Origin of the sequence: Nocardia sp. CY41 (genome assembly GCF_009829325.1) — a bacterium.
Taxonomy (GTDB): Bacteria; Actinomycetota; Actinomycetes; order Mycobacteriales; family Mycobacteriaceae; genus Nocardia.
This window is the reverse complement of the sequence record NZ_VUOS01000039.1, coordinates 1-21,712: the sequence shown is the minus strand read 5'-3', so window position 1 is coordinate 21,712 and position 21,712 is coordinate 1. Positions and strand designations below refer to the sequence as shown.

Genomic DNA, 21,712 nt, shown 5'->3' with positions numbered 1-21,712 from the left:
TTCCGTCAGCTACCCGTTGCGGGTGCTTGGTATCGAGACGAACTCCGCAGGCTGCCGGTGCCGGGGGCATGCGGCCATCTGCGGAAAGTCCTGTGCGCCGGATTTCGCATCCCAGTGGCTGCTAGACGCCGCGTAGGCGCGACGCGACCAGCGCAAAGGTTCCAGGAGACGGCGACTGCGACCGGGATGATGACGGCATGAGTTCCGCCTCCGGCTCCCCGACGCCGCGCCGCCCGCAGAACCGCTCAGGTGCTCGGTATTCACCGCCGTCTGGCAGGGCGAGAATCGCCTGGTCTTCGTGCGGCGCCAGCACCTCAGCGACGATGCAGGCGGATAGCGCGACGCGTAGGGGGAATATTTCTGTGGGACGGCTGGCCCAAGATCGCTTCAGTGGCCACCGCCGCGGTGGCCGTGGCGGCGCTGTGGTTTACCGGCCAATCCCTGCACGCAACCCAAAATCAGTACGGCCTGTCCGAGCAAGGGCAGGTCACCGACCGCTTCGGCAAAGCGATCGAGCACCTCGGCTCCGACAAGATCGACGTTCGATTAGGTGGCATCTATGCCTTGGAACGGCTCGCCCGAGACTCCCCGGCGGATCATCCCACCGTGTTCGAGGTCCTTGGTGCTTTCATCCGTACACACGCACCTGTGGGGCCTACGTGCCCGCCGTTGAACGTACCCGGCGCGGGAGCGATCGCGGAAGATATCCAGGCTGCTGTCACGGTGATCGGTCGCCGTGACACCAGCCACGACGGCTCCGATACGATCGACCTGTCGAACTCCTGCCTCGTCGAAGCGAGCATGATCGACGCGAAACTTGCCCACGCGGACCTCTTCGGCGCGAACCTGACCGACGCGTTCCTGCTCGGCGCGGACCTGACCGACACGGATCTGACCGACACAGTCCTGAATGGCGCGGTCCTGGATGGCGCGGTCCTGGATGGCGTTCACTACGACGAACACACGGAGTGGCCGGGCGGCTTCACCCCGCCACCAAGCCGTTAGCGATCCCCTTACGGGCCCAACGCGCACAGCGCGCGCTCGACAAGTTGCTGGCCGCGCTGTCGACCCACAACGGAATCCACACACCCGCCCGGGCGTACTCTGTACGAATTCTTCTGTCTATCAACGTTTCCGCCCGCGCGGATGGCCGCTGTGTGGTGGTTAGGAGGCAGTGATGAGCGGATGGACCGGACGGGTCGCGGTGTGGGCCGCGCTCGCGCTGATGGGGTTGTCCTCGGTCGGGTCGTTTCTGTTCGGCAGCGAGCTCGCCGAACTGGCGGGGATGCCGCTGTATCTGACGGGGCTGTGGCCGATCGTCGTAGCGGCGACAGTGTTCCAGGCCGGGCTGTTCTACGCGCTGCTGGCCAGCACCCGCGACCGCGCCGGATCGGCGCGGTACTTCGCCGGCCAATTGGTGGTCTGGGTGGTGGTCGCGGTGGCGGGCAACACCCTCATCCTCACGCAGGATGTGCAGCGGCTGTCTGCCACTGCCTCCGTCGTGGTCACCTCGGTGCCGATGTTGTGCCTGCTGATCTGCGTGTACAACACGGTGATCTTCCTACGTGCCCGACGCCCGCGGCGATCCGACTCGGCGCCCGCGGTGCGCACGCCCGAATAGCGCCACCTGTCCTAGCGGTGGAATATGTTCAGCTTCACCGCGCGTAGGTGCGCGAGTCCGCGATGTGGCGAAGCTGCGAACCGAGACGGGACAGAGATGACGGACTCCCATGACCACGACCCGCAAACCGCACTGATCGACGAACGGCCCATCCCCAGTCTCGTTCCCGGTCTCGGGCGCGAACACGCCCGGGAGTGGCGGCAGTTCGCACGATGGGCGGCCGCCGCCGAACACACCGCGCTCCCGGCCAGCGCTGCTACGGTGCTGGCCTACCTCGCCGAGCACCCCGGCACTCCCGCGACCCAGCGCGGGCGCGTCACCGCCATCAACACCGCCCACCAGCGCGCCGGCCACCCCGCCCCCGGTGAGGCCGAAGCCGTCCGGCGGGCCCTGAACCCCGGCCGCGGCGCCCGGCTCGACGCTGCTCGCGACCGCGCCACAGCGCTGCTGCCCCAGTTGCCGGTCACCGGATGGACCGAAGGCCTGCACGGGCGCCGCGACGCGGTCCTCCTCCTGCTGGCCACCTCCGGGCTGTCCTGGCGGCAGATCGCCGCCCTCACCCAACGCGAGGTCACCGTCACCGACACCACAGTGACAATCGGGCCGCAGCCGCTGGTCGAACTGCCCGCCACCGGGCTGCCCGCAAGCTGCCCGGTCCAGGTGTTCCGCCGCTGGATCGCCGTCCTCGCTCACGCGCCCAAGGCCACAGGACACCTCGAGATGGAACGCATCCTCACCTCGACCACCGAGACCGACCCCAACCCCGTCTTGCCCCCGGCCTACGGCGCGCTGCCTTTCCTGACCGACTTCGACGACCGCGGACTGGCCACCGGATATGTCGACGAACTCGACCCACTGACCGCCGAGACCATCACGGCCATCACCACCGAACACCTACTGCGACAACATGGTTCAACGCTCGCGGGTGATCTCGACCCCGACTACTATGCGCGCGGCGTCGCGGCTCGCTGGCGCACCCAGCCGATCCTGGACGAGCTCGACGACCTGCTCGACCGCTTCGACGCACTCACCGCAAACGTCGCGTTCGGCGACTTCGACGCAGACGGCTGAACGTTGCGCCACTCGCGCGAGGTTGTCGGCGAAGCCGATGTCCGAAATGCCTCCACACATCGGATCGGTATCCGAAGGAGCAGATGGTAGCGGCGCGCAGCGACTGGGCACCGGTCTTGGCAAGCCCGGCGACGGCGAACTGTCTGCGGCTGATGACCCAGCAATAGACTGTGCGTCGAGCAGTCCGCTGTCCGAAGACAATTGGCACCAGAGAAGCGAGCCACGGCATGATCACGACGGATGGCGAATTGATCGCTGCGTTGGCGGAGCGGACAGGTTGCGGTCACGACGACCTGTTCATGCCGGTCACGTGGGGCCGGATCCGGAATACATTCGCCTACCCGTTGGACACGGCCGCGGCTGAACAGGTCATGCAGCAGATCATCGAGGAGATGACCTGTGTGGTTGAAGTCGGTGTTCCGGCCGAGGCTGATCCGCTGTCACGGTATGTGTGGCTTCAGGAGATGGTGACCCGCTACCAGTCCTGCGAGACGCGTAAGGTCGCGATCCGCGTCAGCGCAGCGGGCCGAATGCCCGCGTGGACACTGTCGGGCGATGGTTATGACCCGCTGGCCCACGGCTGGGATCTCGACCCGGATGACTACCCCCACGAGCTGGTAGCGCAGGCACGGACATGGGCGTGGTGGAATCGGGTGAAGGCCGCCGGTGTGCGTGAGAACTGGCGGATGCCGTCTCCCTACGCCGGCGCCGCTTCCGATGTCCCGATCGACGATGCCCTCGACGAACGTGACAGCACCGGTGACCAGGCGGCGTATCGAAGAGCCTTGAAGCGGATCCGCGACGCGAACTACCGTGACGTCGACGCGGCACTCGGGCCACGACGCTCTCGCTCGTGCCGACGCTGTTGTCGGAACGACCAGGAAATCCAGCGCACGGCGTGCGGCATTGCTGACCGAAGCGCTGGGCTTCTACCAAACCGGTGTCGTCGTCGGTGAACTGAGCCTGCCGGCCGGGTTCACCGGTGTACTGCCCTGGTCCTACATCGAAAATCGACCGTTTCATCGAGCCCGGCACGGTCTGGCGCTGGCCTGGTGGCGGCTCGGCGACTTCGCTCGCGCGGCTACGGTCCTGCGCAGCGGACTGTGGATCAACCCCGACGACAATCAAGGCCTGCGTGAGCTGCTGCCGCTGGTCGAGTCACGGATCGCTCGCGAAGACACCGACATCGACTAAGACGATGTCGTATCGCCGGGCCGATCGGCTTCCGCCGCCGCGCCACCGGAAATGTCCCTGACGATCGGCCCCAAGGCGCTCGAGTTGTCGACCGTCTCGACGGCCTGGGGCAGCTGCGTATCGGTGATCTGCTCGTGCTGGTGTTCGCGTGGGAGTAGGTGTGGCTGGTCATACAGTCCGTGCCCGAGCAGCAGCGGGAACAGCAGGTGCTCGAGGAGTTCTTCGAGTCCGGATTCGACGTTGAGCGCGTCCCCAGTCACCGCGAACGGTGGGCGGATCTGTGACAGGCCATCGGAGAGGGAGTCCACAACGTGGACCGGCGTGCGGTGCCGGTCCCGTTCGAGGGCCTGGGTGGTGAATGCGACCGCGTAGACGGCTGCCGCGGGCCACAGAGCCGCCCGCCACCGCACGCCGGCCTCCCGGCACACCTGCTGTGCCCGTACCGGCAGGCTGGGATCGTAGCGCTCGAGCGCTCGGGTTATCGCCTCCAGACTCGCCCCGGCCCCAAGCTGGGCGAAGGCCGGATGCCGCGTCGGATGCGGAGCGAGCCAGATCCACGACCGGTCCATCGGGCGGTCCCAGCGGTCCATGATCACCGGCCATCCGCGGCGCTGGGTCAGCTCGCGCTCCACTCGCCGGCCGAGGTCGGGCCCGCACGTCAACGCGAGCACCGCGGCGACCGCGGCCCATCCTGCGGGTGCGGACAGATCCATGTCGACCAACTGGTCGATCTGCACTGCGAGATACGGCAGGTCGGCGCGGTAGTAGTGATCGCCGTCCCAGGCGCATGCCGGACAGACCGGGGGTCCTTCGGGACTGGTAGCGAGCAGGTGGTGGGTGGGATACCGATCGCCGCAGATCGGACAGGGCTCCCCCGGCTCGTCCTGGGCGGCGAGGACCCGCTTGCGTCGTGTCGCGGTCAGTTCCGCGTCGACGCGTACAGCGATCTCGCTTGGTGTCTCGGTGTCAGCGCGTGCTCCGGTCGCCAGATCCTCGACGGTGGCGTCCGCCGGTGCCAGGACTCCCAGATATAGCGGTGCGGCGGGCTGGGACGCAGTGTCGAGGTCTGTGGTGATGCGGCACATGTCAATGTCGTCGTTTTCCAGTTCGACCTCTAGTTGGACCGGGCCGCAGTAGGCGACATAGCGACTGTCGTCCAGATCGAGCGCAGCGGCGGGCCACCCCAAATCCCTCAGGTGGGTCAGGATGGAGTTCAGCCAGCGCCCAGCCCGCGCTGTCGTGGACGCCACCGGGGTGGTTTGTGCGTGCAGCAGCTCGGTGTAGACGCCGCCGGTCTCGATCTTCAGACGGCGTGCTCGCTGGGCGGCGGTCGGCTTGTTCTTGGGCATGGTTCGGCTCTGGTCCCGGCGGTTCCCACGCCGACCGCCGAATTGTCAGTTCCGAATCCGGGCAGCGGCACTCCACGCGGGACTCGTAAGCCCTTGAAACCGGTGCAGTGCCGACGAAAGCGTGGGATCTCGACGGCGGCCGGGGGCGTGCGCGGCTTGCCCTGCACGTATCGTACGGGCTCCCCTCGGCGGGGCCACGCCCGCCGGGGTGAGACCTCCCGGTCCGCGTGGCCATGCGCGAGCTGACACGGTTGACGAAGTCAGCGGTGGCCTTGGGTTCGATCCGCGGGATCGCCCACCAGGCCCTTGCACCGATTCCCGGCCGTGCTCGAGCGCGTCGCGCCGCACGGCAGCGACGATCACGGCACAACCGGCCGCTTTCGATGAGTCGCTGCCGGTTTCGCGTGATGATCGGTGTCATGGGTGACGCCGGGCGCCGACGGATGTGGATGGTCGACGTCATGTTCAGTGCAGAGGTGCGGGTTCAGCTCTGGCTGAAGAGGACTTCGCTCATCGGCGTGTCTCCGACCGGCAGCAGGCATATCGTTGTCGGGCATGGCAACAGCTGAGATTTCCATGGACGATGCCCTGTTCGCTCACGTGCTGGAGGCGGCCGGGGAGAACCTGTCGGAGTGGATCGCCACGGCGTGCCTGCATCGGCTGCTGAAGCAGGGCGTGCGGGCCGCGGTCACCTGGGAACGTGAGCACCCAGCCGAGGCCGCTGCCGCGCGGGCCGAGGAGGCGGCACGCCAGCTGGAGGCCGAGGCCGAGTCCGAGGTCCGCTACCAGGCAGAGGAAGCGGCCCGCCGCCGCGGTGGTGACGGCGCCGAACCCACCGCCGAGGAGATCGCCGCGGCCGAGGCCCGTGTCCGGGTGCTGTTCGAGCGAGCCGACCGCAAACTGCGAGGACAACAGGAAGGTGAGCAGTGAACTCCCCTGCGCTTTCCGAGGTGCAGGGTCGCGGCTAGCGTACGGCCTGGCAGGAGTCCGGCGGCTCGGCAGCCCAAGCATTCCCAGGCGGCGGCGTCACTGCGTGCGGCGGCGTCGGCGACGTGCGGGCCGGTGCCCCAGGACCGTTCGCCGCCGCAGTGCGGGCAAGTGCTGGGCAGCTCGTCGGGTGAGTTCACCGGCATGAACGTGTTCACGATCGGTAGCCCACGCTGGCCAGTGCTTCGGCGGCAGCACGTTCCACCTCGATGTGCACCTGGGCGGGCCTCAGCGCAACCGGCTCGACCGGTGGAGTGGTCGGCGGTGTGTCGTAGAGAGGTTGGGTCTGGCGGGTGGTGTCGGCCGGCCATCCACCAGACCCAACACTTCCAGCCTGGAGAATATCCGCTCTCAGACGCCGGGAATGTGCGGGAGTTTGCGGGTTCAAAACGGGGGCGTTCAGGAGTGTCGGTGAGCGCCTCCGGCGCGGTGTTCTTCAGTTGGTGATGACGTGGTCGACGACGCTCGGTCCGGTTCGGGCGAGGCCTGAGTCGAGCACCGTGGTGCGGTAGGTGTTCCAGTCCGACAGCTTGGGCAGGTCACGTTCGGCGCCGCGGCGGCACATCCGGTCACGGATCCGGTCGGTGTCGGTGTCGACCCCCACGGTACGGATCCGCGCGTCGGGTGCCTGGGTGATCGCGCGAATGTAGTCCGCCAGAGGCAGACCACGCTGGGCGGCGGTCTCGACATAGCCGAGGAACGGGGCGTCCACCACGACCGGGCAGCGCTTGGCGATCGTGACCGCTTGCTGGACCAGAGCGGCGTACAGATGCGGGGCCACAACGCGGCGGTAGAGGTCACTGTCACGGTCGTGCGGGTTGCCGTTGAGCTCCGACATGACCGATTCCTCGAGCTGCGGGGCGAAGGTGTCCTTGTCCAGCACCACGGGGTTCAGCATTTCTGTCAGCAGCCGGGTGGCGGTGGTTTTCCCTGCGGCGGGAAACCCGCAAACAACAGTGATCCCGGCCCCGGCCCCGGCCGCCGCGATATCGTGCAGCGCTTGCAGGCCTGCGGACGAAAACGGAAGGGACGGTGAAGGCTTCGCGTGAGTGGTCACGAAGCCATCATCCCGAGGATCGACCGAAGATGACCCAGAGTTGACCGAACGGCTACCGGCCGTGGGCGGTGTCGGTGTCTGTGTCTGTGTCGGTGACCAGGCGCAGGACGGGGCGGAACTGGGGCTGGCCCAAGAGTTGGCGTAGGCGTTTGGGGCGCCAGCGCAGTTCTGCGGCGAGGCTGGTCAAGGTGAGGGTGCCGCGGGTTTCGGCGAGTTCGAAGGCTTTGGCGAGCAGCGCGGGTGCTTCGCCGGGATATTGGGTGACGGGGTCGGCGCCGAGCATGCCGATGTCGTAGAGGTGGTTGAGGCGCTGGTAGGCGCGGCGGGCGACGGCGTCGGAGATGGCGCCGGTTTCGCGGGAGCGGTAGACCAGCGATTTGATCGACACAAGAAGTGCACAGCACGTGGAAAATTGGCTACCAACAATCGATCTCGCATACCGTGGATTCATCCAGTCGACAGCTCGAATCGGGGGATCCGAATGCCCAGCCTCGAACAGCAGTACGCCGACCTCATCGAAACCGCCAAGCGCCTCGGACACGATCCCGACCCCGAGCAGATCCGCAAACTTCGCGAGGAGCTCGATCAACTCGACTACGAACTGCGGATCTCCGTACCTGCTGGTCACCGGTACTACACGCTCAACATGGCAAGCCGCGAAGCCGATACCCGTCTGACCGCAGCCGACACGCGTGCGCAGACGGCGCGCAATGTGGCCGCTGCCGAACGCGCCCGTGAGCTTCATGACGCTCAGCACCCCACCGTGCTGAGCCCTCAACACAGCGCTCTCAGCGACTACACCGGTGGCAACGCCATCGCCCGCGCGCTGCGAGACCGCGAAGACCGTGGCCGGGAGCGGTAGAAGTTGGCACTCCGCCGCTCAGCGCTCGACCAGCCTTTGAAGTCGGCGAAGCGGCATAGAGCAGGCCATCAATGCTGGCAGCACGGCCCTGTTGCCCTTCGGAGTGATGAGCTGAACCTGCGTGATAAATGATCTTTTTGATAGCGGCCCGGCATTACCGCAGTTGACAGGGGCTCGGTTCCTGTCGGTGTGTTCTGTGACACTTCTCGGTCGTCAGGTTCGTACGATCGAGGAGAAGCTGTGGCACAACGTAGTTCGCAAGCCTTGACCGCTGTTGCGCCCGCGTGCCCGAACTGTGGCACCGGACTCGGGGTGGCCTTCATCCAGCAGTTGGCGCAGCCTTACATCGCTCAGATGCGGGCCGATCTGGAGGCGGAGGTGAGGCTGGAGGCCCGGGCCGCGAACGCGGGGGAGCTGGCCGCGTTACGTACCCAGTTGACCCGGTATGAAGACGCGCTCAGCGAGGTCCGTGATGAAGCGGAGACGGCGAAGCGTGAACTCGGGGAAGCGCGGCGGGCTGAAAGCCAGCTGCGCAAGGACCGGCGCAAGCTGCAGAACGAACGCGATGCTCTGGAAGTCGAGAAGGACAGGATGCGGGACGCCATCGCCGCCGAGGAACGCACGAAGGCCGAGCAGCGTGCTGATGAGCGGATCCGGATCGAAACCGATCGCACCGAACAGCAATACCTTTCCCGTATCCGCGCGCTGGAGGAACGTAACCGGTCCCTCAGCGAGGAGGTGGAGGCGGTTCACCGCAAAGCGTCGGCGGGTTCGCGGCCGCAGGAGGACGGCGTCGCCTACCAGCATGTATTTGCCGACGAACTGCGCAGTCGCTTCCCGGCCGATGAGATCAAGGTGGTTGCGCGGGGCAGGCGCGGCGGCGATGTCGTGCACACCGTGCGGGACCACGGGCTCGACTGCGGAATCATCCTGTGGGAGTGCAAGCAAACCCAGCGCTTCGAACCGAAATGGGTCAACAAGCTCACCGAGGACGTCCAGTCGGGCCGCGCCGATCTCGGTGTCCTTGTCAGCTCGGTCCTGCCGAAGGACATCGACCGTTCGGACATCATCGACGGAATTCTGGTGTGCGATACCACCACGGCTGTGCCCCTGGCCGTGTCTTTCCGGCAGCTGGTGATCAATGCGAAACGCACTGCTCTGGCCAACGCTGCACGAGGCGAGCAATCCGAACGGATCTATGACTACATCACCGCAGGCGGATTCGGGACGTGCCTGGCACGCCTCCTCAAGACTCAGCGAGCAGCACTGCAGGAACTGGACATACTGCGTGAAGTGAGCATCAAGGTTTGGGCGAACCTCGAGAAGTCACACCGGGACATGATCGACGGTCTCTTCACGATGGTCGGCGAGATCGAGGCCACCGGCACGGCGCTGCCGCCGCTGCTGCGCTCCGAGCTGCCACCGGTACAACCACGAAGCATCGAACCAGCCGTCACCCAAATGCTTCCCGCGTGACCGGACGAAGCCCCACCGACGGTGTGGAGGCGCGCCGCCGCGACACTTCGGGCGAAGTGCCTACTGGCCCGGGGTGAGCGGCGGTAACCTTCGGGCAAGCCTCGACCTCACATCGAGGTTCGCCACAACCGCCTCGGCCCCGGCCCTGCACCGGGGCCGAGGCCCCGCGATAAAGCGATTAGCTCACGGCTCGACGTAGGGAAGTCCCACCGCGGCCAGTTTGGTCTGCAGATTGATGTCGCTGGTGGCGGCATACAGCGCCGAGCCCGGGTGCCGCGATTGCAGCAACAATGCCGAGGCAACGAACCGGTCGTCGGGAACGTCCAGGTCCAACCAATCGGGTAGGTCTGCACTTCTCGGCTCGATGTGTTCGAACTTCGCGACGACTTCCCCGGCTACGCGGACTCCCGTCCGGACGTCACCGTTGCTGCGGATTCCTTTGAGTCGCCGCTCGGCGGCCTTGGCGCGATCGCGCAGATCCTGGTTGCGGCCCCCTCGTTTGAGATCGTCGATTTCACGCAGGACCACGGGGAGCAGGTGCGCAACATACTTGCTGCCCAGCTCGGCCGTGTAGGCGGCCAGATCGGGGTTGTCGATCAGCGCGTTGGTGTCGACAACGACCCGGACCGCGTACTCGTCACCCGGAACGAGTCCGATCAACGCCCGCAGGTCCGCAATCGTTTCCGTGATCGCCGCGTGCGCCTTCTCGATGGTGGAGGGAACCGATCTCGCCCCCTTCTTCCGGATCAGCCAGCTGCTCAGGTGCTTGAACGCGGCGTCGAGTCCTTTCGCCACCTGTGTCGTCGGATGAGGAAACAGCAGCCGCACCCGCGGTTCGAGGTCGCGGACTCGAGACAGCACGGCCATGCGTGTGGCTTCCAAAGCCGGATCGCTGGGCTCCCAGCCCCACTTGGCGTACCCCAGGAACACCACCCCGCCGCCCGCGCCGCGGTTCGGATCGATGTTTCTGATCCGCGACGCGCTCAGAACCTCGCTGTAGGCAGCAGCGATACAGTCCAGCTCGGTAAGCAGTCTCTGGGTGTAGGAATCCGGCGGGGCAGCACTCATTGCTCCACTCTTGCACCTGCCGACGACCAGTCTCGTGGAGCGCTCTCTTGCCGAGCGAACACCGACCCTCGGGTAGTGAACCCTCGAAATCACACCGGGACCGCGAAGCGCACCGCCAAGGAAAGTGGCGCCGCCAAGGCAGACGCTTCGAACACCAACACGATCCGGGCCAAGAAGACCCGGGTGTCCCAAAGTCTTTTGGCGAGTAGGACTTGGTAGTTGCGCCGACGCGGCGCGCGGTGCGATCGGCGTCGGTCGGGGTGGGAAACAGGCCATCAATTGTGACCACGACGACGCTCACCTGGTGCGCCGGTGTCGTCGGTCGTCGTCATCGAAACGGCGGTCGGCCAGTAAGTCGTCTAGCGCGTCGTCGTGGGCGCCGCACCGTTGGAACAGGTTGCGATGTCGACGATCTCGACTTCTCCGACCAAGCCGACGGCACGCCAGTGATGCGTCAGGGCCTCCTGGGCAGCCCCTTTGGGCGACTCACTCGTCCTTCCTCGTCTGAGCAGCGGATAGTTGTTTGGCGTATGCGCGGTTGAAGGCTGGTCGGCCCGCGACGTACGGCGGTATCGATTCATAGCCTGCTGAGGCATACAGTCTTGTCGCTGCATGGTTGTACGATCCGGTCTCCAGGATCATCCGGACTGCGCCGCTTCCCGCAGCGTGGTGCTCGAGCTCTTGCAGCACTCGTCGGCTCAATCCCAGCCGACGACTGCCCGGGGCGACGTACATCTTGCGGACCTCCGCCACGTTCGTCTGCGCTCGGTAGGTCCTGTATCCGCCGCAGGCGATTGCAGCGCCGCTGGGAGAGTAGGCCACGACGAATAGTCCGGAGGGTGGCTCGTATTCGTATGGTTTGTCCAGGTCGGGGGGGTCGTCGAAACCTACCATCTCGCGACGCTCCTCGGCGTATGCCCGCAGAAGACGCACCGAGTCAGGGTGATCGAAGCTGCGCGGGTGAATCGAGGCATCGGCTGCACTTCGAACAGAAGGTAGGACATGCGACATGTGACCCATTTTCCAATGGTGGCCGGGGCTGTTGCCGACTCTAGTTACATTCGATCAGTACCTGTTCGAGCTCTGGGAGGAACTGGGCGACGACATGGGAGCGTCTGCGCTGACCGAGCGCTTTGTGCAGCACGCGGAGCTTGGTGACACATCGACCTGACTGAACTTCGGGCAGCAACGCTGCGGCGCTACGGGCCGCGGCGACCGTGGCATCGAGGTCACCCAACATCAGGTACACCTGCGCGAGTTGGCAGCCGTGCAGTACCGCGGAGCGCTGGTATCCGGGGTCGTGGTCAAGCTGCGCTCGAGGCGCCAGCAGTTGCGCGGCTTGGGCCAGGAGCTTGCGCCGGTGCAGGTCGCTGCGTTGGGCCATTTTCACGAGGCTGTAGCCGGCTTCGGCGGCCAGTTGATCCGGGGTCAGGTAGTACAGGAACGGTTCGGTGTGGTCCAGACATGCGGAATCCAGCAGCTCTCGGGCACGGTCGGTAGCGGAGTAGAAGCCGCAGATGTTGCCGGCTGCGGCGTGTGCGGTGGCTTGCCGCCCGACGATCCGGGCTTCCAGCAGACGGCTCGTGGTGGGCATCCTGGAGGCTGCCTCGGCGATAGCCACGGAGTCCGACCTGGCGCCGGTCTCGGCGGCGATGTAGGCGAGCATCCCGGCGTTGTTGGCGGCGCGATCGTTGTCGCGCGCCGCGCGGGCGATCTGGATGGCCAGCACGAGCAACTGTTGCGCGACGTCGGTTGCTCCGGCATCGAAGTGCATCCACCCGGCCAGTTGCGCGAGGTCGGCGATCGACGTCAGCAGTGTGTCTGCGACCTGGGGCTCATAGCTGCCGCATCGCAGAAGTTCCAGGACACTGCCGAGTTCCCTGAAGACGTATCGCAAGCTGAGCGCACCGCCGCCCTGACGGTCATCGAGCTGGCGCAGGGCGGTGACATGATCGGCGATCAACGCTGCCTGCGATGGGTGCACGCGGTCGCGGCCTCGCGTCACCACCGGCGGCGGTATCTCTTCGCGCAGACCCAGGATCGCGGCGAAGGTCAGATCGGTGCTGCTGATCAGAGTTGGTCGACCACCGGCAGCGAGGTGCTCCAGCGAACGCAGCGCCCCCTCGATTCCGCCGCTGGGCAGGTCCACACGCCCGAGCACGCGGTGCGTGCGTGCGCGAGCAGGCCACAGCTCCTCGCCGCCGACATAGCGGCCGAGACGGTGGCTGACGACGGTGGCCACGACCTCATCGATACCGCGGCGTGGGCAGAAGCCGAACCGCACCCACGGGTAGGCGGCAGTCGCGTCGATGCGCTCATCGGTGCGGCCGCGCTCGGTCAGCCAGGCATTGACCGCGCGCGTCAGGTCCCGCGGCCCCCATCCCGCGTCGTCCAATGCCTGGCCCAGCGGTGTCTTCGTCGAGGTCGGCTGTGCCGGTGGTGCGTCGTCCACCGACCGACCGTATCGCCAACCCTCGCCGAGATCGCTGAGACCGAACAACTTCACAAACTTCACGGACCTCTACCGCGCTTCGCAACCTTCACGGCCGCAACCTGTTTCGGCGCGGCCACCTCGAGCGGTTCACTCGTAGTCAGCGCGGTCGAACACCGCCGCTGAATCTCAGCACCACAGGCACATTCGCGCGCAGCGCATGAAAAGTGCTCTCATACAGCAGAATTCGTGAATTGAGGTACCAACAGTGGTGAACTCGTCTGTCTCTTCAGCCGCCGCCGTCGACGGCGGTAGACCTGATCCGGTAGCGATCTCTGCGGCCGCGGCCGGGCCGGTGGGCTACGAGCAGCAGGTGCCGGTGACGCCGTTTCCGGCGGCTCAGCAGTGGCTCGAGCAGGCGGCAGCAGCCGCACCGGGCGGCAGCCGGAAAATGTCCGAGTTCGGTGGCGGCGGGCGCTGGCGCATCGAGGTGCCCACGGTCAACTCCGCCGACGTGGCACAGGCATTGCTGGAGGGCGCGCAGCACAAGGGGCTGACGATCAACAGGATCACCGAGACCGCGGGAATGATGGTCCACACCGCCGAGGAGATCAGCCGATACGTGTCGATCTGCGCCGAGCACGGGGTGCAGTTGCTGATGTCGATCGGCCCGCGCGCGACCTACGACATCGGCGCGGCCGCGCGCACTCCTGAAGGGGCGCGCAACGGCTTACGCCTGCGCGGCGGCGACCAGCTCGAGCACGCGATCGCCGACGTGCAACGCGGCCTGGAGCTGGGGGTGCGCGGCTTCGTCGTCTACGACGAAGGTCTGCTCATGACGCTGGGCATATTGCGCGATCAGAAGACGATTCCCGCCGACGTGCACCTGAAGGTCTCCGCTCACTGTGGTCACGGCAACCCCGCATCGATGATGCTGCTGGCCGGGCTCGGCGCCGACAGCATCAACCCCGTGCGTGACCTGCCGATCAACCACCTCGCATCGCTGCGGGCCGCGGTCGCGGTTCCGCTGGATGTGCACGTCGACAACCCGAAGTCCTCCGGCGGGTTCGTGCGGGTGATGGACGTGCCCCGCATCGTGGAAGCCGCCTCGCCGGTGCATTTGAAAACCGGAAACGGCGTGATGGAGGGCCACGGTCTGGCCCCGACACCCCAACAGGTCCAGGGGATGCTGCAGCGGGTGCAGCTCACCACCGAAGCCATGCACCGATACCGGCCGGACTGGGCGCAGTCGCCGAACCACGTCGCGGTGGGGGTGTGAGCATGTGCCGCATCCACGGTCATCTCGGCGGCGACCCCGTCGACCGCACCACCCTGTTCGCCATCGCCGACGCGCAACGCCACGGCGGACCCGACGCAGCCACAGTCCACCTCGGGACTGGCTGGGCCTTGGGCAACGCCCGGCTCGCGGTCCAGGGCATCGAGACCGGGCGGCAACCATTCCGGCTGGGCGACAACCTCTTCTGCGTCTACAACGGCGAGATCTACAACCACGACCAACTGCGGTCCGAGCTGCGCAGCCACGGCTACCACTTCACCGGCTGCTGCGACGGTGACGTGCTTCTGCCGATGTATCAGCGCTACGGCGACCGGTTCACCTCACGCCTGTCGGGCATGTACGCCATCGCGATCATCGACACCCGCAACAGCGACCCGGTGCTGAAACTGTTCATCGACCCGGCGGGAATGAAGTCGCTGTACTACTACCGCACCAGCGACGGCCGCGGTCTGCGGTTCGCCTCCGAAATCGCTGCCCTGCAACGTTTCCCCGACTTCCCCGACGAGCTGGACCCGCTCGCGATCGACCGATACCTCGGCGGCAAAGCCATATGGGGCCCCGACACCATCTACACCGGCGTCCACACCCTTCCCCCCGGCGCCCACCTCACCTTCACCGCGACCGGCACGCTGAGCCAGCACCATCCCCCGCTGCCCCCGCCGGCGCCGCTCCCCGCAGATTTGGACGTCCCGAAAGCAGCCGGCGTCCTGCACGACCTGATGAGTGTGGAACTCACCCGCATGCTCAGCGCCCAAGCACGGGTATGCGTCATCACCTCCGGCGGCCTGGACTCCAGTTACCTGACCGCTCTGGCCGCGCGACTGCACGGCCGCATCGCCACCTTCAACGTCGCCTACACCGGTGATTGGCCCGCCGACGAACGCCACTACGCCACCGAAGTCGCACAGCGATACGGCACCCGCCACACCCAGGTCGAGCTCGATCCACGCCAGTTCCCCGACCTCATCGGGAAGTTCGTCGCGCACCTGGACCAGCCGAACAACGCGCCGCACAGCTTGGCGACCTTCGGGCTGTTCGAGCACATTCACGACGCCGGGTTCAAGGTCGCGGTCACCGGCGACGGCGCCGACGAACTGTTCGCCGGCTACACCCGCTTCCGCGCCGCGGCCACCGACGGCCGCGTCGACTGGCACCGCCGCTATCAAACCACTCTGGCGGCCGCACCCGCCGCCGAACTCCAGGCGCTCTACACCAGCGACTACCGCGCCGCCCTGGCCGCAGGCGGCGGCCTGTTCAGCGATCGAGTCGGCGACCAGCTGCGCGCCGCCGCGGCCGCGAACGGCAACAGACTGCAAGCTCTGCTGGACTACGACCTGCGCGAGCGGTTCCCGTACTACATCCTGCGCCGCGTCGACCACCTCAGCATGGCGCACAGCGTCGAGGCCCGCATCCCGTTCCTGCAACCACCGATCGTCACACTCGCCCGCAGCCTGCCCCCGAGCCTGAAGATCGCAGACGGGCTCGGCAAGGCCGTCGTGACCGCCGCCGCAGCGCCACTGCTGCCCCGATCGGTCCTCGACCGACCCAAACAACCCTTCACCCTGCCGATCCAGGCGATGATGGTCCCCGGCCAACCACTGTATGACCTGGTGGGCGATATCGTGCTTGCGCGCAAGCACACCGCCGCGGTCTTCGACCACCGCCGGGTGGCCAACCTGTTCGAAAGGCAACGCCATCCCGGCGGCGACGCCGTCGCCGCCGAACTGCTGTGGTCGATCCTCGTCCTCGAGATGTGGATGCACACTGCGGCCGCCAGAACCGACAGCCTGGAGGGAGCAAACGTGGGCGCAGGTCTTCCGCGGTGACCGCCTCAGCGGCAGCACTCGGCCAAGCGCTCGAACCGGTGATCCCGATCGCGGTGACCATCACCGCAGGCGCATGGTTCGCGCGACGCAAGATCATCGACGCCGCCACCTCGTCGCGGATCCTGTCGGAGATCGCCTTCCGGCTCGCGATCCCCGCCTACCTGTTCCACAAGCTCTACCTCACCGATCTACGGCAAGTGTTCGACCTGCGATCGCTGAGCGTCTACGCCGCCGTGGCCCTGCTGGGCGCGGCGGCGATCGGAGTGTGGGCATGGCGTCGCGGAATCGGAGCGCGGGGCGTGGCATTGCGGATCATGGCGAGCTGCCAGGTCAACACCGCCTACTTCGCGATTCCGGTGCTCGTGTTGCTGTTCGGCACAGCCGCACCGATATTCCCGGTCCTGCTGCTGCAGGTCCTCGTGCTCACCGTCGTCGTACTCGCGATCATGGAATCAGCACCAGGAAGCGACGACACCGAGACCTCGCCGCTGCGCCGGATCCTGGGCGCTGTCGGCCGCTCATTGACAACACCGGTTGTTCTGGCATGCGTGGCCGGTGTCGCGCTCAACGCCGTGCACTGTCCGATCCCTGCCACCGCGCTGGAGTCACTATCGTTCCTCGGCGAGCCGGCATCCTTCGTCGCGTTGCTCGGCCTCGGGGTGCATCTCGGAGACAACCGCGTGCGCTGGCGCGACGCCAGCACCGACGAGAACGCTCTCGTCGCGTTCAAATGCCTCGCATTCCCCCTGCTGGTGTGGACCGCGATGAACCTCGCCGGTGTCCCCGACCCCTGGCGCAGCTACCTCGTCCTGATCGCCGCCATGCCGGCGCCGCAGAACGTGTTCATCTTCGCCCAAACATACGACAGCGACATAGATTTCGCCGCAGCCGCAGTCCTGAAATCCACCGTCGCGTCGCTGTGTCTGCTCCCGGTGTGGCAGCTCCTCGTCACCTGAAAAGCGCTCGCAGAACGAACAACGCCAGCCGCGGTCCCAGCGTGCTCGCAAATGCCCGCATGAGCGCGCGGGATTCGGTGCCTTCCGTGCTGACCGCCCCTCTCAGGATTTCGGCGACCTTCCCACGAGGATTGATGGTGGGCCGGGTCAAGTAGGCGGAAGCAGCACATCTCGAATCGCGACATCGCGGCGCAGCCCGCGCCAGCTCGGGTGCCGGAGTGTGGTGCCGACAAAACCGATACTCCACCGTTCCGACCAGGTGCGGTGTTACCCAGCGCGCCGCCGCTACCCGCCATGACGGTGCGGGCCGGTCGAACGGGCTGGCGCTCGTCGCCAACGCCGTCAGCCGCTCGAGCAGATCCCGGCGCGCTGCCATAGTGAGACCGGTGCCGACGTGTCCGACATAGACCAGACGCTGCGCCTGGTCGTACGCGCCCAGGATCAGCGAGCCGATCCCTCCCCGCTCACCGCCGCGGCTACTGGGTACCCACCCGGCGACGATCACCTCCATGCTCTGACGAATCGTCGTCTTCAGCCACAGCCGAGAGCGCGTGCCCGGCCGGTAGACGGAGTCGACACGCTTGCTGACCACACCCTCCAGGCCGTGGGCGGCAGCGGTGTCCAGCATGGTGTCGACCGGGACGAAGGTCCAGTACGGAGGGGTCCGCACCCGGGGGCTGGTCAGACCGAGGTCGGCCAAGCGGGCGCGTCGGTCGATGTAGGGCAGGACCATGGTGCTGTCACCAGCCAGTCCCAGGAGGTCGAACACGAACAGCTGCACCGGCACGGCCCGGATCAGCTCGGCGGCGGGCCGGGTCAGATGCATGCGCCGCTGCAAGCGGGCGAACGACGGGGCGCCGGTGTCCGGATCGGGTGCGACGATCTCCCCATCGAGGACCATGTCGGTGCCGTGAGTGACTTCCGGGAGCGCGGAGCGCAGCTCCGGGAACGATGCGGAGACATTGTTGCGGTTACGGCTGTAGAGTTCAGCCTGCCGACCGGCGATGCGGCAAATCGCGCGCATCCACTGGAGTGCAGACGGGTTCATCGAGCAGTCGATCCCCGTGGCAGGGTCATCGTGCGAGGCCCGAAGCCTGTTCCCAGCCGGTCATCCGAACTTTTGGAATCTATTAGTAACTCCTGAATTTCGCGAGTTACTTCGCTAATATGCCAGTTCATGGCGGATTTCCGTAGTCGCCGGGCTGCTCAGCTCGCTGATCCACCTCCTGTATCGGTGCCTGATGATCAGGTGGCGGACGTGGCCACGCTGCAACGTCGAGCAGCCTCCTCCGCCAGCGAAGGTGATGAGAGGGAGTTGTTCCACGAGACCATCGCCGAGTACATGTGGGCCCGGGATGTGGCCGGCTTGGCCCCGACGACGCTGCACTCGGTAGTTCGACCGGTTTTGGAGGTGTGTGGTCACTATGAGTGTGTGCCATGGCGGCTGACACCGCGGCGGCTTGATCAGTACTTCGCCGGCCCGGGGAAGCGCGGGCATGCGACGATGCGGAAGAAGATCGCCGACGTGGACCGGTATTTCGCGTTTCTCGAGCAGCGCTACGGCGGTGAGATCGCACGTCGGTTCGGGGTTTCCGTGGAGTCGCCGATCGATGCGTTCAACCGCCCGCGTCACCGCGGCGATTTCAGTCTGCGCATTCCACCGTCGCCTCGGGCGCTGACGGAGTTCTTCGCGACGTGGCGGGCCGCGTTGCCGCGAGCTCGGAAGTATCCAGTGGCCGCGCGTGATTATGTGATGGCCAAGGTCGCCTACCTGTCCGGCGTCCGCGCCCGCGAGTTGTGTGCTGTCGGTATGAGCGATGTGCACTGGGAGCGCGGGCAATGGGGGCGGTTCGTCGTCGCAGGCAAGGGTGCTCGTGGCTCCGGTCCCCGCGAACGGGAGGCGTTCCTGTTCGAGGAAGGCAGGGAGTTGCTGTGGTGGTATGTCGAACAGGTCCGTGGAGAGTTCACCGACGATCCCGATAATCCTGGTGCACCGCTGTGGCCGTCGGAGCGGTTGCCCAAATCGCTGGCGGCACTCGAGCTGGCGGTGGCGCCCGCGATCGTGCCGGAGACGTTTCGGCGCGCGTTGAAGACCGCGTCCCGCCGATATCTGAGCGGTCCGGTGGGCGAGTTGCATCCGCATCTGCTCCGTCATGCCTGTGCGACACACAACTATCAATCGGGGATGCCGTTATGGGATGTGCAGAAGCTGCTCGGCCACGAGTGGGCGACCACGACGATCGGATACCTGGCGTCGGTCACCGCTGACCCCGAGCGGGTGACCCTGGCGTCGAGCCAGCGGGCTGTGCGCCGCCTGGCCATCGAGAACTGAAGGACACGCCGATGAAATGGAACCTACGAATGGTCGCCGCCCAGCGGGACATCTGGCGGCCCACACAACTGCAAAAAGCCTTCGAACAGGTGGATTTCCATCCGTCACTGTCAAAGGTGGCGGCGTTGTGGTCCAGCGCGCCGGTCTCGGTGAGACTGGACGATCTGGACAAGATCTGCACCGCCCTGGACTGCACCGTCGGCGATCTCCTGCAGGCCGAACCCGTCGCACGCACCGCAGACACCGATCAACACGAACGCCGGGTGGCGGGCTCGCACCGGCCCCCGAGCGGCGTCCGGCCGATTCCGCGCCGCGGTGGCCGGCGGACTCTGCCACCGAACTGATGCCCGACCACAGAACACCCGCCGATGGGGCACGGCGATCCGGTCGTGCGGCAGACTTGACCGGCCGCGAGGAGCGCTCAGCTGGGCGGTTGCTCACCGAAGTACCTGACCGGTTCCGGACCGATATCGAGGCATGGGTTGCGGCGCTTCGCGGGACGGGCCGCCGCCCCTCGCGCCCGGTCACCTGGGTGACAGTGCGGACGTATCTGCAGTTCGCGCTCCCGATCCTCACCGAATGGGCTACCCACGTCGACAGTTTGCGCGAGATCACCCGCAGCGACGTCGAGCGGGCACTCGCCGATCACCGAGGCCGATCCGAGCACAATGTGCACACGGCATTGCGCTCGATGTTCCGCGGACTGAAACGGGAGAAACGGATCTTCTCCGATCCCGCCCGCGGCCTCGTCCGCCATTACGCGCGCCGCCTCCCCAGGCCACTGCCCTCCGACCGGCTCCGCGGGCTGCTCGACCCCCTCGATCACCCCCGCGAAGCCCTCATCGTCGCGATGGTCGCGATCCACGCCCTCGGGATCGACGAACTGGCAGGCCTCCGGCTCGTCGACCTCGACCGCAGCGCTGGCACTCTCACCGTCGCCCGGACGCACACGATCCACCGCATCATCCTCGACGAGACATTGATCGCCCTGGCCTACGACTGGCTGGTGTATCGCGCCCACCGGTGGCCGCGCACCAGCAACCATCACCTGCTCATCAGCGACTACACGGCCAAAGGCGACACGCCCATGAGCCGATACGGCATCACCACCGGCTTCCGGCGTATCGGCATCAGCGCCCGCCAGCTCCGACAAGACCGCATCTTCGACGAGGCCGCCCGCACGGGTGACCCCGTCACCCTCATCAACGTGTTCGGTATCGGCGTCACCACCGCTATCCGCTATATCCGCGCCGCTCACCCCGAGCAATTTCCAGGAGAACCGATCTGACCATCTGCGTTCCCAGGTGGGCGTCAACGCGCCGTCACACGGTCAGTTCGCTGCCTGGTCAACGGGTGGAGTGACGATTTCAGAGCGCCGATAGGTCGACCATCACCGATGGCTATATTTCGCGGCGGTCGACCGCAGGTATCAGGAGTCTCTGGGGTCTGTGGGGGTGACGAAGAAGTGGACGCCGTTGGTGTCCCATACGCTGACCGGGAATTTCACGGTGTCCACATCACCGCCCAGTCCTCGTACTGCTTCGAAGCGTGCGGCGGCCAGTTCCCCGGGCATCTGTATGTGGAGGTGCATCGAATCGTCGTCCGGCCGGGTTCCTTCGTTGTTGTAGTAATTGGCGCCGACGTATTCGAAACCGAACGGGATTCCTCGCCGTGCCGGGTCGATCAGGTCGATCGAGGACTCGTCTGCGAGGTTCCAGCGACCGGCCTGTCGGTAGCCGAGGATCGTGCGCCAGAAGTCCACGATCCGGTCCTGGTCTTCGCTGCTGCGGTCCCAGTCGAGCAGAAAGTTGATTTTGAGGGCCAGTGTCGCCGACGGGTCGGCGGTGAGGTTCAGCCGCTGCGCCGCGGCCGTGATCTGCTGAGCCAATTCGACATCTCGCTTGGTCAGCGCGGCCAAGTCGTCGGCGAGTGTGACGACCCGGACGTAGACAGCGTCGCTACGGATATCGATATCAGGCCGGCCGTCCCCGGTGCCGGGCAACGCAGCGATGGCCTGCACCAGTTCGGCGCCGACGGCCAGAGAGCCGGTACGGAAGCTGAGGTTCCCCCGCATTGTTGGAGGGCGGGGTAATCAGGTTCCAGCCGGAACCGGGTGATGGTAGCTCGCCTCGAATTCATCAGGTGATCGCCAACCCAGCTTCTTCTGGATGCGCTGGCTGTTGTA

22 protein-coding genes are annotated in these 21,712 nt (G+C 66.4%); 14 read left to right on the top strand and 8 right to left on the bottom strand.

Annotated elements, in window-relative coordinates:
- Nucleotides 1-390 precede the first annotated feature (390 nt).
- The 5 genes from GVY64_RS33065 to GVY64_RS33045 all read left to right on the top strand — a co-directional run bounded on the left by GVY64_RS33065 (nt 391) and on the right by GVY64_RS33045 (nt 3,886).
- On the top strand, nt 391-1,005 hold the full coding sequence (locus GVY64_RS33065) for a pentapeptide repeat-containing protein (protein ID WP_159850043.1): 615 nt from the start codon (nt 391-393) through the stop codon (nt 1,003-1,005).
- Between the two features lie 172 nt (nt 1,006-1,177).
- A complete protein-coding gene (locus GVY64_RS33060; RefSeq protein ID WP_159850041.1) occupies nt 1,178-1,621 on the top strand; it encodes a hypothetical protein in 444 nt (147 codons plus the stop codon).
- Nucleotides 1,622-1,717: 96 nt separating this feature from the next.
- Nucleotides 1,718-2,692, top strand: a complete 975-nt coding sequence (locus tag GVY64_RS33055; protein WP_159850039.1) for a hypothetical protein — start codon at nt 1,718-1,720, stop codon at nt 2,690-2,692.
- 227 nt (nt 2,693-2,919) lie between these two features.
- Entirely contained in the window at nt 2,920-3,648 is a 729-nt protein-coding gene (locus tag GVY64_RS33050) for a hypothetical protein (protein WP_159850037.1), read from the top strand.
- Nucleotides 3,599-3,886, top strand: coding sequence for a hypothetical protein (locus tag GVY64_RS33045; RefSeq protein WP_159850035.1), 288 nt, complete (start codon nt 3,599-3,601; stop codon nt 3,884-3,886). The genes GVY64_RS33050 and GVY64_RS33045 overlap by 50 nt, the downstream gene beginning before the upstream one ends.
- Here the strand turns inward: GVY64_RS33045 and GVY64_RS33040 are convergent.
- Nucleotides 3,883-5,235 (bottom strand): hypothetical protein, encoded by a 1,353-nt coding sequence (locus tag GVY64_RS33040; RefSeq protein WP_159850033.1) that lies wholly within the window; start codon nt 5,233-5,235, stop codon nt 3,883-3,885. The two genes, GVY64_RS33045 and GVY64_RS33040, sit on opposite strands and share 4 nt — an antisense overlap.
- A 555-nt stretch (nt 5,236-5,790) precedes the next feature.
- Here GVY64_RS33040 and GVY64_RS33035 point away from each other — a divergent pair.
- Complete coding sequence (locus GVY64_RS33035) at nt 5,791-6,165, top strand: hypothetical protein (RefSeq protein ID WP_159850031.1); 375 nt, start codon at nt 5,791-5,793, stop codon at nt 6,163-6,165.
- Nucleotides 6,166-6,658: 493 nt separating this feature from the next.
- On the opposite strand, the gene GVY64_RS33030 is transcribed toward GVY64_RS33035, so the two are convergent.
- Entirely contained in the window at nt 6,659-7,279 is a 621-nt protein-coding gene (locus tag GVY64_RS33030) for an AAA family ATPase (protein WP_159850029.1), read from the bottom strand.
- A gap of 52 nt (nt 7,280-7,331) precedes the next feature.
- Nucleotides 7,332-7,667, bottom strand: coding sequence for a hypothetical protein (locus tag GVY64_RS33025; RefSeq protein ID WP_159850027.1), 336 nt, complete (start codon nt 7,665-7,667; stop codon nt 7,332-7,334).
- A 93-nt stretch (nt 7,668-7,760) separates the two neighbouring features.
- On the opposite strand from GVY64_RS33025, the gene GVY64_RS33020 reads away from it, so the two are divergent.
- The gene (locus GVY64_RS33020) at nt 7,761-8,141 is read left to right on the top strand and encodes a hypothetical protein (protein WP_159850025.1); all 381 of its coding nucleotides are present in this window, start codon (nt 7,761-7,763) and stop codon (nt 8,139-8,141) included.
- 312 nt (nt 8,142-8,453) lie between these two features.
- A complete protein-coding gene (locus tag GVY64_RS33015; RefSeq protein WP_159850023.1) occupies nt 8,454-9,617 on the top strand; it encodes a DUF2130 domain-containing protein in 1,164 nt (387 codons plus the stop codon).
- A gap of 183 nt (nt 9,618-9,800) precedes the next feature.
- Here GVY64_RS33015 and GVY64_RS33010 read toward each other — a convergent pair whose 3' ends face one another.
- From GVY64_RS33010 to GVY64_RS33000, 3 genes are all read right to left on the bottom strand, one after another.
- Nucleotides 9,801-10,685, bottom strand: a complete 885-nt coding sequence (locus GVY64_RS33010) for a PIN domain-containing protein (protein WP_159850021.1) — start codon at nt 10,683-10,685, stop codon at nt 9,801-9,803.
- A 486-nt stretch (nt 10,686-11,171) separates the two neighbouring features.
- Nucleotides 11,172-11,696 (bottom strand): GNAT family N-acetyltransferase, encoded by a 525-nt coding sequence (locus GVY64_RS33005; RefSeq protein ID WP_159850019.1) that lies wholly within the window; start codon nt 11,694-11,696, stop codon nt 11,172-11,174.
- A 40-nt stretch (nt 11,697-11,736) separates the two neighbouring features.
- Nucleotides 11,737-13,137: a hypothetical protein gene (locus GVY64_RS33000; protein ID WP_159850017.1), complete on the bottom strand. Its 1,401-nt coding sequence runs from the start codon at nt 13,135-13,137 to the stop codon at nt 11,737-11,739.
- A 247-nt stretch (nt 13,138-13,384) separates the two neighbouring features.
- On the opposite strand from GVY64_RS33000, the gene GVY64_RS32995 reads away from it, so the two are divergent.
- Genes GVY64_RS32995 through GVY64_RS32985 form a run of 3 tightly spaced genes read left to right on the top strand, consistent with a single transcriptional unit; the run spans nt 13,385 to nt 17,195 of the window.
- Nucleotides 13,385-14,395 carry a peptidase gene (locus GVY64_RS32995; RefSeq protein ID WP_159850015.1) on the top strand — a complete coding sequence of 337 codons (1,011 nt, stop codon included), beginning with the start codon at nt 13,385-13,387 and terminating at the stop codon, nt 14,393-14,395.
- A gap of 2 nt (nt 14,396-14,397) precedes the next feature.
- Nucleotides 14,398-16,239 carry an asparagine synthase (glutamine-hydrolyzing) gene (gene asnB / locus GVY64_RS32990; protein WP_159850071.1) on the top strand — a complete coding sequence of 614 codons (1,842 nt, stop codon included), beginning with the start codon at nt 14,398-14,400 and terminating at the stop codon, nt 16,237-16,239.
- A complete protein-coding gene (locus GVY64_RS32985; RefSeq protein WP_159850013.1) occupies nt 16,236-17,195 on the top strand; it encodes an AEC family transporter in 960 nt (319 codons plus the stop codon). The genes asnB and GVY64_RS32985 overlap by 4 nt, the downstream gene beginning before the upstream one ends.
- Here the strand turns inward: GVY64_RS32985 and GVY64_RS32980 are convergent.
- Entirely contained in the window at nt 17,188-18,219 is a 1,032-nt protein-coding gene (locus tag GVY64_RS32980; RefSeq protein WP_159850011.1) for an ATP-dependent DNA ligase, read from the bottom strand. The genes GVY64_RS32985 and GVY64_RS32980 overlap by 8 nt on opposite strands.
- Nucleotides 18,220-18,699: 480 nt before the next feature.
- Here GVY64_RS32980 and GVY64_RS32975 point away from each other — a divergent pair, with 480 nt between their 5' ends.
- The 3 genes from GVY64_RS32975 (at nt 18,700) to GVY64_RS32965 (ending at nt 20,815) form a co-directional block, all read left to right on the top strand.
- Entirely contained in the window at nt 18,700-19,527 is an 828-nt protein-coding gene (locus GVY64_RS32975; RefSeq protein WP_201298268.1) for a tyrosine-type recombinase/integrase, read from the top strand.
- Nucleotides 19,528-19,538: 11 nt separating this feature from the next.
- Nucleotides 19,539-19,871 carry a helix-turn-helix domain-containing protein gene (locus GVY64_RS32970; protein ID WP_201298267.1) on the top strand — a complete coding sequence of 111 codons (333 nt, stop codon included), beginning with the start codon at nt 19,539-19,541 and terminating at the stop codon, nt 19,869-19,871.
- Nucleotides 19,872-20,059: 188 nt separating this feature from the next.
- On the top strand, nt 20,060-20,815 hold the full coding sequence (locus GVY64_RS32965; RefSeq protein WP_159850007.1) for a site-specific integrase: 756 nt from the start codon (nt 20,060-20,062) through the stop codon (nt 20,813-20,815).
- Nucleotides 20,816-20,956: 141 nt separating this feature from the next.
- Here GVY64_RS32965 and GVY64_RS32960 read toward each other — a convergent pair whose 3' ends face one another.
- Nucleotides 20,957-21,601 carry a VOC family protein gene (locus GVY64_RS32960; RefSeq protein ID WP_159850006.1) on the bottom strand — a complete coding sequence of 215 codons (645 nt, stop codon included), beginning with the start codon at nt 21,599-21,601 and terminating at the stop codon, nt 20,957-20,959.
- Nucleotides 21,602-21,712 lie beyond the last annotated feature (111 nt).